At 44.6% G+C, this 15,612-nt stretch carries 14 protein-coding genes; 13 read left to right on the top strand and 1 reads right to left on the bottom strand.

From position 1 onward, the window contains the following. Nucleotides 1–14 precede the first annotated feature (14 nt). The 6 genes from ACPF7I_RS13970 to ACPF7I_RS13945 all read left to right on the top strand — a co-directional run bounded on the left by ACPF7I_RS13970 (nt 15) and on the right by ACPF7I_RS13945 (nt 8,634). Complete coding sequence (locus ACPF7I_RS13970; protein WP_430745630.1) at nt 15–1,166, top strand: acyl-CoA dehydrogenase; 1,152 nt, start codon at nt 15–17, stop codon at nt 1,164–1,166. Beyond that, entirely contained in the window at nt 1,163–2,302 is a 1,140-nt protein-coding gene (locus ACPF7I_RS13965; RefSeq protein WP_430745632.1) for an acyl-CoA dehydrogenase, read from the top strand. The genes ACPF7I_RS13970 and ACPF7I_RS13965 overlap by 4 nt, the downstream gene beginning before the upstream one ends. 10 nt (nt 2,303–2,312) lie before the next feature. Beyond that, nucleotides 2,313–2,936, top strand: coding sequence for a TetR/AcrR family transcriptional regulator (locus ACPF7I_RS13960; RefSeq protein ID WP_009360987.1), 624 nt, complete (start codon nt 2,313–2,315; stop codon nt 2,934–2,936). A 20-nt stretch (nt 2,937–2,956) separates the two neighbouring features. Then, the gene (gene icmF, locus ACPF7I_RS13955; protein ID WP_430745634.1) at nt 2,957–6,211 is read left to right on the top strand and encodes a fused isobutyryl-CoA mutase/GTPase IcmF; all 3,255 of its coding nucleotides are present in this window, start codon (nt 2,957–2,959) and stop codon (nt 6,209–6,211) included. Nucleotides 6,212–6,333: 122 nt separating this feature from the next. Further along, on the top strand, nt 6,334–6,882 hold the full coding sequence (rpoE, locus tag ACPF7I_RS13950; RefSeq protein WP_257636757.1) for a DNA-directed RNA polymerase subunit delta: 549 nt from the start codon (nt 6,334–6,336) through the stop codon (nt 6,880–6,882). Nucleotides 6,883–7,038: 156 nt separating this feature from the next. Beyond that, nucleotides 7,039–8,634, top strand: a complete 1,596-nt coding sequence (locus ACPF7I_RS13945) for a CTP synthase (RefSeq protein WP_042534956.1) — start codon at nt 7,039–7,041, stop codon at nt 8,632–8,634. A 27-nt stretch (nt 8,635–8,661) separates the two neighbouring features. Here ACPF7I_RS13945 and ACPF7I_RS13940 read toward each other — a convergent pair whose 3' ends face one another. Beyond that, complete coding sequence (locus ACPF7I_RS13940) at nt 8,662–9,180, bottom strand: DUF2529 domain-containing protein (protein WP_430745636.1); 519 nt, start codon at nt 9,178–9,180, stop codon at nt 8,662–8,664. 173 nt (nt 9,181–9,353) lie between these two features. Between ACPF7I_RS13940 and ACPF7I_RS13935 the strand changes: the two genes are divergently transcribed. From ACPF7I_RS13935 to rpmE, 7 genes are all read left to right on the top strand, one after another. Further along, on the top strand, nt 9,354–9,713 hold the full coding sequence (locus ACPF7I_RS13935; RefSeq protein WP_003397047.1) for a response regulator: 360 nt from the start codon (nt 9,354–9,356) through the stop codon (nt 9,711–9,713). A 204-nt stretch (nt 9,714–9,917) separates the two neighbouring features. Continuing rightward, nucleotides 9,918–10,778 (top strand): class II fructose-bisphosphate aldolase, encoded by an 861-nt coding sequence (locus tag ACPF7I_RS13930; protein WP_430745638.1) that lies wholly within the window; start codon nt 9,918–9,920, stop codon nt 10,776–10,778. Between the two features lie 83 nt (nt 10,779–10,861). Continuing rightward, nucleotides 10,862–11,509 carry a fructose-6-phosphate aldolase gene (fsa, locus tag ACPF7I_RS13925; protein ID WP_430745639.1) on the top strand — a complete coding sequence of 216 codons (648 nt, stop codon included), beginning with the start codon at nt 10,862–10,864 and terminating at the stop codon, nt 11,507–11,509. 57 nt (nt 11,510–11,566) lie between these two features. Next, a complete protein-coding gene (locus ACPF7I_RS13920; RefSeq protein WP_430745641.1) occupies nt 11,567–12,853 on the top strand; it encodes a UDP-N-acetylglucosamine 1-carboxyvinyltransferase in 1,287 nt (428 codons plus the stop codon). Between the two features lie 26 nt (nt 12,854–12,879). Further along, complete coding sequence (glpX, locus tag ACPF7I_RS13915; protein WP_181519457.1) at nt 12,880–13,842, top strand: class II fructose-bisphosphatase; 963 nt, start codon at nt 12,880–12,882, stop codon at nt 13,840–13,842. Between the two features lie 169 nt (nt 13,843–14,011). Continuing rightward, nucleotides 14,012–15,298: a transcription termination factor Rho gene (rho, locus tag ACPF7I_RS13910; RefSeq protein ID WP_430745643.1), complete on the top strand. Its 1,287-nt coding sequence runs from the start codon at nt 14,012–14,014 to the stop codon at nt 15,296–15,298. A gap of 110 nt (nt 15,299–15,408) precedes the next feature. Further along, nucleotides 15,409–15,609, top strand: a complete 201-nt coding sequence (rpmE, locus tag ACPF7I_RS13905; RefSeq protein ID WP_003397039.1) for a 50S ribosomal protein L31 — start codon at nt 15,409–15,411, stop codon at nt 15,607–15,609. The last annotated feature ends 3 nt before the right edge of the window (nt 15,610–15,612 follow it).

The raw sequence follows: 15,612 nt of genomic DNA, 5'->3' as shown, positions 1-15,612 counted from the left end.
AAGGAGTTGACAGCATGAATGTACATTTTACAGAAGAACAACAAATGATGCGTCAAATGGTGCGCGAGTTTGCGGAAAATGAAATTGCACCGTTTGTCGAGCGCATGGAGCGAGGAGAGTTTCCGCGCCCCATCCTTGAAAAAATGGCGGAGCTTGGCCTCATGGGCATTACCGTCCCTGAACAATATGGCGGTGCGGGAATGGACTTCACGTCATACATTATCGCCATTCATGAAATTTCAAAAGTAAGCGCAACCGTCGGGGTCATTTTATCGGTTCATACGTCCGTCGGTACAAACCCGATTTTATATTTCGGAACGGAAGAGCAAAAGCAAAAATATGTGCCGAAGCTAGCGCGCGGGGAATATTTAGGGGCGTTTTGTTTAACAGAACCAGGATCAGGTTCCGATGCGGCGAGCTTAAAAACGACCGCCATTCGCGATGGTGACCATTACGTATTAAACGGCTCAAAAGTATTTATTACAAACGGTGGCGAAGCGGATACGTACATCGTGTTTGCCCGTACAAATCCAGAAGAAAAGGGAAGCAAAGGGGTAAGCGCATTTATCGTTGAAAAACAGACGCCCGGTCTTGTTATCGGAAAAGACGAGAAAAAAATGGGGCTTCACGGTTCGCGCACGGTACAACTGTCGTTTGAAGATATGCGTGTGCCAGCAGAAAACTTGCTCGGTCAAGAAGGGGACGGATTTAAAATCGCGATGGCTAATTTAGATGTCGGGCGTATTGGCATTGCGGCGCAATCGCTCGGCATTGCCGAAGCAGCGTTGGAACATGCGGCGAGCTATGCGAAAGAACGCATTCAGTTCGGCAAGCCAATTGCCGAGCAACAAGGGATCGCCTTTAAACTAGCAGATATGGCAACGAATGTTGAAGCGGCCAAATTGCTCGTGTATCATGCTGCCTTTTTACGTACAAACGGCATGCCGTGCGGAAAAGAAGCATCGATGGCGAAGTTGTTTGCATCAAAAACAGCGATGGAAAACGCCATTGAAGCAATACAAATTTTCGGCGGAAATGGCTATACAGAAGACTATCCGGTCGAGCGGTTATTCCGCGATGCGAAAGTATGTGAAATTTACGAAGGAACGAGCGAAATTCAACGGCTTGTGATTAGTAAACATTTATTAAAGGGGATGGGAAAATGAATTTTCAACTAAGTGAAGAACATGAAATGATACGAAAAATGGTGCGCGATTTTGCGAAAAATGAAGTCGCGCCTACAGCGGCCGAACGCGATGAAGAAGAACGGTTTGATCGCGCCATTTTCAACAAAATGGCGGAGCTTGGCTTAACAGGCATCCCATGGCCAGAGGAATACGGCGGCATCGGGAGCGACTATTTAGCATACGTGATTGCTGTTGAGGAACTGTCAAAAGTGTGCGCATCAACAGGAGTAACGCTATCTGCTCACATTTCGTTAGCGAGTTGGCCCATTTATAAATTTGGGACGGAGCAACAAAAACAAACGTATTTACGGGCATTAGCAACAGGTGAAAAGCTTGGAGCATACGGATTGTCCGAACCGGGGGCTGGTTCTGACGTGTCATCGATGAAAACGCGTGCCGTGCGCGATGGCGACCATTACGTACTAAATGGCTCAAAAGTATGGATTACAAACGGCGGCGAAGCGGAAATTTATATCGTTTTTGCGGTGACCGATCCTGAGAAAAAACATCGCGGCATTAGCGCATTTATTGTTGAAAAAGGAACGCCTGGGTTTTCGATCGGGAAAAAGGAGAAAAAGCTTGGCATTCGTTCATCGCCAACGACGGAGCTCATTTTTGAAGATTGTCGCATTCCGAAAGAAAATTTGCTCGGTCAAGAAGGAGAAGGATTTAAAATTGCGATGATGACGCTCGATGGCGGTCGAAACGGCATCGCGGCGCAGGCGGTTGGCATCGCGCAAGGCGCGTTAGATGCAGCGGTTGAATATGCGAAAGGGCGCGTTCAATTCGGTAAGCCAATCGCAGAACAACAAGGCATCGCTTTTAAACTAGCGGATATGGCAACAGCCATTGAAGCGGCGCGCTTACTAACATATCAAGCTGCATGGCTCGAATCAAACGGCTTACCGTACGGAAAAGAATCAGCGATGGCGAAATTGTTTGCAGGGGATACAGCGATGAAAGTCACCGTTGAAGCGGTACAAATTTTCGGCGGTTACGGCTATACGAAAGATTATCCAGTAGAACGCTTTATGCGCGATGCAAAAATTACGCAAATTTATGAAGGAACGCAAGAAATTCAGCGCATCGTTATTTCAAGAATGTTAACGAAATAGGAGTGATGTAATGAAGAAGCGTGAAGTGCCCGCGTCTGTGAAAGACGAACGGCTTGTGAAAAAAAGGCGCAATCAAATGATTAAAGGGGCAATTTCGTTATTTAAACAAAAAGGGTTTCACCAAACGACGACGCGCGAAATTGCCCGCGCTTCTGGCTTTAGCATCGGAACGTTATACGAATACATTCGCAAAAAGGAAGACGTTCTTTATTTAGTGTGCGACCGAATTTACGATGAAGTACGCGATCGCATGGAGCAAGCAATCGATACGACAAAAGGGGATTTAGACGGGTTAAAATTAGCGATTGATTACTATTTTCGCGTTGTTGACGAGCTGCAAGACGAGGTGCTCGTCATGTATCAAGAAGCGAAGTCGCTTGGCAAAGAATCGCTCCCGTACGTGTTAAACAAAGAATTGCAAATGGTGGCGATGTTTGAACATATTTTACGGCGCTGTGTTGACAACGGGGTATTTTCCCTTACAGAACAAGAAATTCAATTATTTGCACATAACATTTTCGTTCTCGGTCAAATGTGGGGGTTCCGTCGTTGGGCGTTGAAAAAAATGTATACGCTCGATGAATATATTGAATGGCAAACAAAGCTATTGCTTGAAGGCATTATGAAGCGGTAGCGAAAGGGGATGGGAGAAAGATGGCGCACATTTATCGTCCGAAACATCACGTTCGCTTTGTGACGGCATCGAGTTTGTTTGATGGACACGATGCGGCCATTAACATTATGCGCCGCATTTTACAAGCGAGTGGAGCGGAGGTCATTCATCTAGGGCATAATCGTTCAGTAGAAGAAATTGTGAACGCTGCGATTCAAGAAGACGTACAAGGGATTGCTGTATCTTCGTATCAAGGCGGACATATGGAATTTTTTAAATATATGTACGACTTATTGCAACAGCGGGGCGCTTCGCATATTCGCATTTACGGTGGCGGTGGCGGCGTGATTATTCCAAGGGAAATAAAAGAATTGCACGCGTATGGGATCGCTCGTATTTTTTCACCAGAAGACGGGCGGCGTTACGGGTTGCAAGGAATGATTAACATCATGATGGAAGAATGCGATTTCCCAACGGTCAGAGAAATAACAGATGAAGTCGAACGATTAGCAAACGGAGACGTTCAAGCGGTGGCGCGATTAATTACTGTGTGTGAAAATCGCGTAAACGATCATAGTGAAGTAGCCGCTGCGACAGAAGTTGCTTTACAACGAGTGAAGGCGATGGCAAAACGCGTCCCGGTAGTCGGTATTACGGGAACGGGTGGTGCTGGGAAAAGCTCGCTTACCGATGAGCTTGTACGCCGCTTTTTAAACGAAATTCCAGACAAAAAAGTAGCTATTTTGTCCGTTGACCCGACAAAACAAAAAACGGGCGGTGCGTTGCTTGGCGACCGCATTCGTATGAATGCGATTTCTTCGCCGCGCGTATATATGCGCAGTTTGGCGACGCGCAGTTCCCGTTCGGAATTGTCGCTTGCGATTCAAGATGCAATTGACGTTGTCAAAGCGGCAGGTTTTGATTTAGTCATTGTTGAGACGAGCGGGATCGGGCAAGGTGATGCAGCAATTAAAGATATTTGCGACATTGCGATGTATGTTATGACGAGTGAATTTGGCGCACCATCGCAACTTGAAAAAATTGATATGATCGACTATGCCGATCTCATCGTCATTAATAAATTTGAGCGCAAAGGGTCAGAAGATGCGAAGCGTCAAGTGCAAAAGCAATATCAGCGCAGCCATCAATTGTTTGATCGCGATGTGAGCGACATGCCGGTGTTCGGTACGATCGCTAGCCAATTTAACGATCCTGGAACGAATACGTTGTTTGTCGCATTAATTGATTTAATTAACGAACGAATGGGAACAAATTGGACGACGACGTTGCAAAAAGTGGATCATGTCGAAAAACAAAATGTGATCATTCCGAACGAACGGCGCCATTATTTGCGGGAAATTGCTGATACGATCCGACAATATCATAAACGCGTCAATGAGCAATGTGACATCGCTCGTCGCGTATTTCAGCTTGAAGGCGCCATCGAAACGATGAACGAGCGCCATGATGAACAAGCGGTGGCAGCTTTACAAGAGGCGAAGCGGACATATGAGGAAAAGTTAACGCCGGAGTCAAGAAAGCTGTTAGCATCATGGGAAGACGTGAAAAAGAAATATGCCGCAAAAGAGTTTGTGACGAAAGTGCGGGATAAAGAAATCGTCACCCCACTAACGACAAAAAGTTTGGCAGGTTTAGATATTCCAAAAGTAGCGTTGCCGAAGTTTAAAGATTACGGGGAAATTTTACGATGGCTTTATAAAGAAAACGTTCCGGGTGTATTTCCATTTACGGCTGGTGTATTCCCGTTTAAACGGCAAGAGGAAGATCCGAAGAGACAATTTGCAGGAGAAGGTACGCCAGAGCGGACAAATCGCCGCTTCCATTACTTATGCAAAGACGACCCGGCGAAACGGTTAAGTACAGCATTCGACTCCGTGACGTTATATGGGGAAGATCCGAATGAACGTCCAGACATTTTCGGGAAAATTGGTGAGAGCGGTGTAAGTGTTTGTACGTTAGATGACATGAAAAAGTTGTACAAAGGTTTCGATTTGTGCGATCCGCTCACGTCTGTATCGATGACGATTAACGGACCTGCGCCGATCATTTTAGCGATGTTTATGAATACAGCGATCGATCAACAAGTCGAAAAGAAAGAAGCCGAGCTTGGTCGGAAACTGACGCAAGAAGAATACGAACAAGTAAAAGCACAGACGTTGCAAACGGTACGTGGAACGGTTCAAGCGGACATTTTAAAAGAAGACCAAGGGCAAAATACGTGCATTTTCTCAACCGAATTTGCTTTGCGCATGATGGGCGATATTCAACAATATTTCATTGACAACCGCGTGCGCAACTACTATTCTGTTTCGATCTCAGGCTATCATATTGCCGAGGCGGGAGCGAACCCGATTACGCAATTGGCATTTACGCTTGCGAACGGTTTTACGTACGTCGAATATTATTTAAGCCGAGGTATGCATATTGATGACTTTGCGCCAAACTTATCATTTTTCTTCAGCAACGGCCTTGATCCAGAATATACAGTGATCGGTCGAGTAGCAAGACGCATTTGGGCGGTTGCGATGCGAGAAAAATACGGGGCGAATGAACGAAGCCAAAAGTTGAAATATCACGTACAAACATCAGGACGTTCGCTTCATGCCCAAGAAATTGATTTTAATGACATTCGCACAACGTTACAGGCGCTCATGGCGCTTCATGATAACTGTAACTCGCTTCATACGAACGCTTACGATGAGGCAATCACAACGCCGACTGAGGAGTCTGTTCGTCGCGCGATGGCCATTCAGCTCATCATTACAAAAGAGCACGGGTTGACGAAAAATGAAAACCCACTGCAAGGTTCATTCATTATCGAAGAATTAACAGATTTAGTTGAGGAAGCGGTGTTGAAAGAGTTTGAGCGTCTCGATGAGCGTGGCGGTGTGCTTGGCGCGATGGAAATGCAATATCAGCGCGGCAAAATTCAAGATGAATCAATGTATTACGAAATGAAAAAACATAGCGGGGAACTCCCGATTATTGGCGTAAACACATATTTAAATCCGAACGCAGCAGTCGAAGAAGAAATTGAAAGCTTGCAGCTCGCGCGTGCATCATATGAAGAAAAGCAGCTTCAACTCGAAAACTTACGCAAATTCCATGAAGAACATAAAGACGAAGTGGAAGAAGCGCTTGCGCGGTTAAAACATGTCGCGGTAAGCGGCGGAAACATTTTCGCCGAGCTGATGGAGACGGTAAAAGTCGCCAGCTTAGGACAAATTACAAAAGCATTGTATGAAGTCGGTGGACAATATCGTCGCAATATGTAATGTCGGGGAATGTCCCGACATTTTTTTTGGGCAACGCTCTAGCATAAAGTAAATGAATTTGTTTATAATGAATGGTATGGATTTTTGTTGTTTTCATACGTTGGAGAAAGGGAGTGCGGAAAGTGAGTTTGGAGCAATACTCTCAAGAACAATTGCGAGAGATGTCTTTCGTCGAACTTGCATATTTGCTATTGTGTGAGAAAAAGCAAACGGTATCTTTTCAAGAGATGGTCGAACAGCTAGTCGCGATTAAAGGATTATCTGAAAGCGAAGTGAGCGCGCGATTGGCGCAGTTTTATACAGATTTAAACGTCGATGGACGGTTTATTTGTATCGGGGAAACAGCTTGGGGCTTGCGCGCATGGTATCCATACGATCAAACAGAAGATGAAGCGGTACCTGTCGAGCGCGTCAAGAAGAAGAAAAAAGTGGCGGATGACTTTGATGACTTTGATGATATCATCGATGAAGATGAATTAGTATATGACGATTTAGATGAAGAACTATTAGACGATGAAGAGCTGTTAGACGATGATTTTGTATTAGATGAAGATGAAGAAGTGATCGACGATTTATTAGATGAAGAACTAGATTTAGATGATGCCCCGCTTGATGAAGAGTTAGACGTCGTCGATGAAGAATTAGAGTTAGAAGAAGATGAGGAATTATAACCTTGACTTTTTACATCGATATATGTAGAATTCTGTTTGGGCTCTTTTCATAGAGATACGTTCGCTCCCTTACATATTTGTAAGCGGAGCGTTTTTATTTTTCCCCGAATTCGCACACACTGTAACTATTCCAAATGAGTTGAGGGGGAAGGTTTGATGACGAAATATATTTTTGTAACAGGTGGCGTCGTTTCATCGCTTGGGAAAGGAATTACGGCTGCTTCACTCGGTCGATTATTAAAAAATCGTGGTTTGAAAGTAACGATTCAAAAATTTGATCCGTACATTAACGTTGACCCAGGAACGATGAGTCCGTATCAACACGGAGAAGTGTTTGTCACAGATGACGGGGCGGAAACAGACTTAGATTTAGGTCATTATGAGCGCTTTATTGACATTAACTTAAACAAATACAGCAACGTGACAACAGGAAAAATTTATTCGACCGTATTGAAAAAGGAACGCCGTGGCGACTATTTAGGTGGAACGGTACAAGTGATTCCGCACATTACAAATGAAATTAAAGAACGTGTGTTCCGAGCAGGTCGCGAAACGAATGCGGACGTCGTCATTACGGAAATTGGCGGAACGGTTGGCGACATCGAATCTCTTCCGTTTTTAGAAGCGATTCGTCAAATTAAAAGCGATGTTGGTCGCGACAATGTGATGTACATTCATTGTACGCTTGTGCCGTACATTAAAGCGGCAGGTGAGATGAAGACGAAACCGACGCAACATAGCGTGAAAGAGTTGCGTAGCCTAGGCATTCAGCCAAACGTCATCGTCGTGCGCACAGAAATGCCGATGTCTCAAGATATGAAAGATAAAATTGCTTTATTCTGTGACATTGATCCGAAAGCGGTCATTGAAGCGCGCGATGCCGATACGTTATACGCTGTACCGCTCATGCTTCAAGAACAAAAATTAGACCAAATCGTGTGTGAACATTTAAAACTAAACTGCAAAGAAGCGGATATGACAGAATGGATCGCACTCGTTGAAAAAGTGCGCAACTTATCAAACAAAACAACGATTGCGCTCGTTGGAAAATACGTTGAGCTTCAAGATGCGTACATTTCTGTCGTGGAAGCGTTGCGTCATGCAGGGTATGCGTTTGATGCGGATATAGACATTCGTTGGATTAACTCAGAGCATGTCGACCGCGACAATGTGGCGCAGTTGCTTCAAGGAGTGAACGGTATTCTCGTTCCGGGCGGATTTGGCGACCGTGGAATTGAAGGAAAAATTGAGGCGATTCGCTATGCGCGTGAGCAACGCATTCCGTTCCTTGGCATTTGTTTAGGCATGCAGTTAGCATCTGTGGAGTTTGCTCGTCATGTCGTTGGGTTAAAAGATGCCCATTCAGCGGAAATTAATCCAAACACACCACATCCGATTATCGACTTATTGCCAGAACAAAAAGACATCGAAGATTTAGGTGGAACGCTTCGTCTCGGCTTGTATCCGTGCAAGCTCGTTGAGGGAACGAAAGCATACGAAGCATATCAAGATGAGGTCATTTATGAGCGCCATCGCCATCGTTATGAATTCAACAATGAATATCGCACAATGATGGAAGAAAATGGTTTTGTTTTTTCAGGAACAAGCCCAGATGGCCGTCTTGTAGAAATTATCGAGTTGAAAGATCATCCGTGGTTTGTCGCGGCGCAGTTTCATCCGGAATTCACATCTCGTCCGACGCGCCCGCAACCACTTTTCCGCGAATTTATTCGCGCATCGCTAGAAAAATAATAGAGGATGTCCGCTATGGGCATCCTCTTATTCATATTCGTTCACAATTTCTTTTGTCATCAGCACTAAACTATGATAAGCGAACAAAGCGGCGACTGCCGAAGGGAAGCCGATACGTGTGCCATCTTCTGTTGGAACGAGGGGCTGTTTTAAACATAAATCAATATGCACATCGACGTAGTCAACGAGCGACGGTTTCGTTTCCTCAGCGATAGATGACATACCGATCGTCCATATGTTTTGTTCGTGAAGCTGTTTGGCGATGCGAATCGCTTCTTCATTCGTACAAAAGCGCGAAACGATGAGCACGCGGTCAGCGGTTGTTACTTCGTTTATGTTTAGCAGTTTAACGTTCGGCAATTTTTCAGCCCCATGTAGCGCTTCAGCAACGACAGCTTCCATTTCGTCGATTCCGTAAACAAAAATGGTACCGTCGCTAATGATCGCTTGGGCAAATAAGCGGGCAGCATCTTCAAACTGCTCCTCTTCTTGCGCGCTTATTCGCTGAAACACACCTGCGAGCTGCGTCGATAATATTTTTAACATGATTCATCTCCTTTTCATGCGACTAATCGTTTGTTGTTCATTATATTAAAAAATAAAAAAATGATCAAAATTCGAACAGCAAGCAGGATAAATGGTAAAAATTTCGAAATAATGATACGATAATAAAAATAGGAATGTTACATATGAATAAAGAGAAAATAGAGGTGTTTACCATGGCGGGGAAGATTTTAATTGTGGACGACCAGTTTGGCATTCGTATTTTACTAAATGAAGTGTTTCAAAAAGAAGGATACGAAACGTACCAAGCGGCAAATGGCATTCAGGCGCTCGATATATTTGCGAAACATTCCCCTGATTTAGTGCTGTTAGATATGAAAATTCCGGGGATGGATGGGGTAGAAATTTTAAAGAGAATGAAACAGATGAACGAACATGTGAAAGTCATCGTGATGACCGCTTACGGCGAACTCGATATGATCCATGAAACGAAAAAGCTTGGTGCACTAACCCATTTTGCGAAACCTTTTGACATTGATGATATGCGTGATGCAGTGAAAAAATATATTGGTTAACCGTTGACAGCTTTTTGAACTTTTTTCACAAAGTTTCGTTCGTTTCGGTGAATAATGTTGATGTGTGGAAACAAAGTTTGTTATTCTTATAATGTACATACTATTCGATGTCGTCTTGTATAAAATTGTCGTATTTTGGTCATTGTACATGTGAAAGGCGCTTTCGGATAGTGAATAATGGCTACATTTAAGGAGGATTTAGCGATGCCTTTAGTTTCGATGACGGAAATGCTTAAACAAGCATTGGCAGGCAAGTATGCAGTCGGTCAATTCAATATTAACAACTTAGAATGGACACAAGCCATTTTAGCAGCGGCGGAAGAAGAAAAATCTCCTGTAATCCTTGGCGTGTCTGAAGGAGCAGCTCGCTACATGGGCGGCTTCAAAACGATTGTGAACATGGTGAAAGGATTAATGGAAGACATGAACATTACTGTTCCTGTCGCCATTCATCTTGACCACGGTTCAAGCTTTGAAAAATGTAAAGCAGCGATTGACGCCGGATTTACATCAGTCATGATCGATGCATCACATCATCCGTTTGAAGAAAACGTTGAAATTACAACAAAAGTTGTTGAGTATGCTCATGCGCGTGGCGTATCCGTTGAAGCTGAGCTAGGAACAGTTGGCGGACAAGAAGATGACGTTGTTGCGGAAGGAATTATTTATGCAAATCCAGATGAGTGCGAAGAGCTTGTCAAGCGCACAGGCATTGACTGTTTAGCGCCAGCGCTCGGTTCTGTACACGGTCCATACAAAGGAGAACCAAAATTAGGATTTAAAGAGATGGAAGAAATTCGCGATCGTACAGGTGTACCGCTCGTTTTACACGGCGGAACAGGTATCCCGACAGAACAAATTCAACGTGCCATTTCCCTCGGTACATCTAAAATTAACGTGAATACAGAAAACCAAATGGCATTTACAAAAGTGGTGCGCGAAGTGCTAGCGAAAGATGCAAAAGTGTACGATCCGCGCAAATTCCTTGGCCCTGGCCGCGATGCGATTAAAGAAACAGTCATCGGCAAAATGCGCGAATTCGGTTCTTCCGGCAAAGCGTTGTAATACAAGCCGCACCGTTTCAGCCTTGCTGAAGCGGGCGGTTTTGTTTCATTCCATTTTTGAAAGCGTTTAGGAGGTTGAAAATTATGAAATTTTTTATTGACACGGCAAATATTGATGAAATTCGCCAAGCCCATGAACTAGGTATTTTAGCGGGAGTAACAACAAATCCAAGCCTCGTCGCAAAAGAAAACGTATCGTTCCACGATCGTCTTCGTGAAATTACTTCGCTCGTCTCCGGTTCCGTTAGCGCCGAAGTGATCGCAACCGATGCAGAAGGAATGATTGCAGAAGGGGAAGAATTAGCGAAAATCGCACCAAACATTACAATTAAAGTGCCGATGACGCCAGAGGGACTAAAAGCAGTAAAAGTGTTTAGTGAAAAAGGAATTAAAACGAACGTCACGCTTATTTTTAGCGCGAACCAAGCGCTGTTAGCAGCGCGTGCTGGTGCGACATACGTGTCACCGTTTTTAGGTCGTTTAGATGATATCGGTCATAACGGTTTAGACTTAATTGAAACGATTGCGAACATTTTTGCCATTCACGACATTGATACAGAAATTATCGCCGCATCTATTCGTCACCCACAACATGTGACAGAGGCAGCATTAAAAGGTGCACATATTGCAACAGTACCTTACAACGTGCTTATGCAACTATTTAAACATCCGCTTACAGACCAAGGCATCGAAAAGTTTTTAGCAGACTGGAATAAAGCAAACCAAAAATAATGATTTAGCAGTTTTCCGTTGCGTTCTAGGACTTGCTTTGCGAGAAGGGAGACACATATGGAAAAGTTAAAAATTGTTGGCGGTGACCTCCTTCAAGGCTCCGTGCGCATTAGCGGGGCGAAAAATAGCGCCGTCGCGCTTATTCCAGCCGCTATTTTAGCAAACTCACCTGTAGTCATTGAAGGGTTGCCGAACATTTCAGACGTTCATGTGCTAGGGCAATTAATTGAAGAAATTGGCGGTACATTTCATTTTGACGAAAACGAAGTCGTCATTGACCCGTCGCATATCGTTTCCATGCCTTTGCCGAACGGAAAAGTGAAAAAATTGCGCGCGTCATATTACTTGATGGGCGCGATGCTCGGACGTTTTAAAAAAGCGGTCATCGGTCTTCCGGGTGGGTGTCATCTCGGTCCGCGTCCGATCGACCAACACATTAAAGGATTCGAGGCGCTCGGGGCGAAGGTGACAAATGAACAAGGGGCGATTTATTTACGGGCGGAAGAGCTGCGTGGTGCGCGTATTTATTTGGACGTTGTCAGCGTTGGAGCGACGATTAACATTATGTTAGCTGCCGTTCTAGCAAAAGGGAGAACAATAATTGAAAACGCGGCAAAAGAGCCAGAAATTATTGACGTTGCGACGTTGTTGACGAACATGGGCGCACGCATTAAAGGCGCAGGAACGGACGTCATTCGCATTGACGGAGTGGAACAGTTGCACGGTTGCCGCCATTCCATTATTCCGGATCGCATTGAAGCGGGAACGTATATGATTATCGGTGCAGCCATGGGGAGAGAAATGATTATTGACAACGTCATTCCGCAGCATTTAGAAGCAGTCATTGCAAAAATGCGAGAAATGGGTGTCGTTGTCGAAACGAGCGATGACCAAATTTTTATTGCGACGAAAGATCATCTTCGGGCCGTCGATATTAAAACGCTCGTTTACCCCGGCTTTCCGACCGATTTACAACAGCCATTCACTTCACTATTAACGAAAGCGTCTGGGACGAGCATTGTGACAGATACGATTTATAGCGCCAGATTTAAACATATCGATGAATTGCGGCGCATGAACGCCAATGTGAAAGTCGAAGGACGTTCAGCCATTATTACAGGTCCATCACGACTACAAGGAGCGAAAGTTCGTGCAACCGATTTGCGTGCAGGTGCAGCGCTTGTCGTCGCCGGATTAATGGCCGAAGGGATTACAGAAATTACAGGATTAGAACATATTGATCGCGGCTACAGCAACTTAGTTGACAAACTTGTCAACCTTGGCGCTACAGTTTGGCGTGAACAAATGACAGAACAAGAAATCGAGCAACTGAAGAACACATAATGCACCAAAGGGGAGAGGGAGAAACGATGGAAAGAAGTTTATCGATGGAACTTGTCCGTGTCACAGAAGCTGCTGCATTAGCTGCAGCCCGCTGGATGGGGCGCGGGAAAAAAGACGAAGCAGATGAAGCTGCCACGTCTGCGATGCGCGACGTATTTGATACGATTCCGATGAAAGGAACAGTCGTCATCGGTGAAGGGGAAATGGACGAAGCACCGATGCTATATATTGGGGAAAAGCTTGGCAACGGTTACGGTCCGCGTGTTGATGTGGCGGTTGATCCGCTTGAAGGAACGAACATTGTCGCTTCTGGTGGGTGGAACGCGTTAGCAGTCGTCGCTGTGGCGGATCACGGCAATTTGCTTCATGCGCCAGATATGTACATGGACAAAATTGCGGTTGGCCCAGAAGCGGTCGGCATGATCGACATTAACGCTCCCATTATCGATAATTTAAAAGCAGTTGCTAAAGCGAAAAATAAAGATATTGAAGACGTTGTGGCGATCATTTTAAATCGTCCGCGTCACGAGCGCATCATTGCGGAGTTGCGCGAAGCAGGAGCGCGCATTAAGCTTATTAATGACGGTGACGTTGCCGCAGCGATTAATACAGCGTTTGACCATACAGGTGTAGACATTTTATTTGGGTCAGGAGGCGCTCCAGAAGGGGTGTTAGCTGCTGTGGCGCTCAAATGTCTCGGTGGGGAAATACAAGGGAAGCTATTGCCACAAAACGATGCGGAACTAGAGCGATGCAAAAAAATGGGGTTAGATGTAAACCGTGTATTGCGCATGGAAGATCTCGTAAAAGGGGACGACGCCATTTTTGCAGCAACGGGTGTAACGGACGGAGAATTGTTGCGTGGTGTGCAATTTAAAGGAACATACGGCGAGACGCACTCTGTTGTCATGCGCGCAAAGTCAGGCACCGTTCGTTTCATCGAAGGGCGTCATAGCTTAAAGAAAAAGCCGAACCTCGTCATTAAATAATCGCGAGATGCGCGAACTTTTCGCGCTCTCGCTCTTTTTCTATTGATTGACAACATAAAAAAAGGGTAAAATAGTCATGTTATGTTTCTTCTCGTCATCATCTTTTCGTCTTCGCTGTTTCCATCCAAAAGAGCAATTCATGAAAATTAAATAAAAGAGTGGTGTAAGTATGGAGTTAGGAGATTTAACGATTGCAACGCTAGAAAATATGACGATTAAAGAGCTATATGAATTAGCTCGCCAATACAAAATTTCATATTACAGTAAACTGACAAAAAAAGAATTGATTTTTGCCATTTTAAAAGCGCGCGCTGAACAAGACGGCCTCTTTTTCATGGAAGGCGTGCTTGAAATTATTCAATCAGAAGGATTTGGCTTTTTGCGTCCAATTAACTATTCCCCTAGTTCGGAAGATATTTATATTTCCGCATCGCAAATTCGCCGCTTTGATTTGCGCAACGGTGATAAAGTATCGGGAAAAGTGCGCCCGCCAAAAGAAAATGAACGATATTTCGGCTTACTGCACGTTGAGGCAGTAAACGGTGAAGACCCAGAAATTGCAAAAGAACGCGTTCACTTCCCGGCGCTCACACCGCTTTATCCGAACCGACAAATGAAACTAGAGACGACACCAGACAAGCTATCTACTCGCCTCATTGATTTGATTGCTCCGATCGGATTCGGTCAGCGCGGTTTAATTGTCGCTCCTCCGAAAGCGGGAAAAACGATGTTGTTAAAAGAAATTGCCAACAGCATTACAACAAATCATCCAGATGTTGAACTGATCGTTTTGCTTATTGATGAGCGCCCAGAAGAAGTGACAGATATTGAACGTTCTGTATCGGCGGATGTCGTCAGCTCCACGTTTGATGAAGTGCCGGAAAACCATATTAAAGTGGCAGAGCTTGTGCTTGAACGTGCGATGCGCCTCGTTGAACATAAGCGTGATGTCGTTATCTTAATGGATAGTATTACGCGTTTAGCGCGCGCATACAACTTAGTCATTCCTCCAAGCGGACGTACGTTATCGGGAGGAATTGACCCGGCCGCATTCCATCGTCCGAAACGGTTTTTTGGAGCGGCGCGCAACATTGAGGAAGGTGGTAGTTTAACGATTTTAGCTACCGCCCTTGTCGATACAGGTTCGCGCATGGATGATGTCATTTATGAAGAATTTAAAGGAACAGGAAATATGGAGCTTCATCTCGATCGTTCATTAGCGGAAAAACGCATTTTCCCTGCCATCGACATTCGTCGTTCTGGCACGCGAAAAGAAGAGCTATTAATTCCGAGAGAGCATTTAGAAAAATTATGGGCGATTCGTAAGACGATGTCGGATACCCCAGACTTTATTGAGCGATTTATCCATCGATTAAAGCAAACGAAAACGAATGAAGAGTTTTTTGCGATGTTAGATGAAGAGTGGAAAGCAGCCGGAAATTTGAAACGGTTATAAATGGATAGTTGCAAAACAGTCATACGATTGTTATAATTTTATCATGTGTGTTTTTCATTGCATATAAACTCTGTTTCGAAAAGATTCAGGGCGGAAGGAGATGAAATGAGATGAAAGCAGGAATCCATCCAAACTATAAAAAAGTGATGGTTAAATGCGCGTGTGGGAACGAGTTTGAGAGCGGTTCTGTGAAAGACGAAGTGCGCGTAGAAATTTGCTCAGCGTGCCACCCATTCTACACAGGACGTCAAAAATTCGCTTCTGCTGCAGGACGTGTTGATAAATTTAACAAAAAATACGGCCTTAAGTAATCC

It is taken from the genome of Anoxybacillus dikiliensis (assembly GCF_050613275.1).
Lineage (GTDB): Bacteria > Bacillota > Bacilli > Bacillales > Anoxybacillaceae > Anoxybacillus.
Note: the sequence above shows the minus strand (reverse complement) of the source record. Positions and strands in the feature narration are given on the sequence as shown.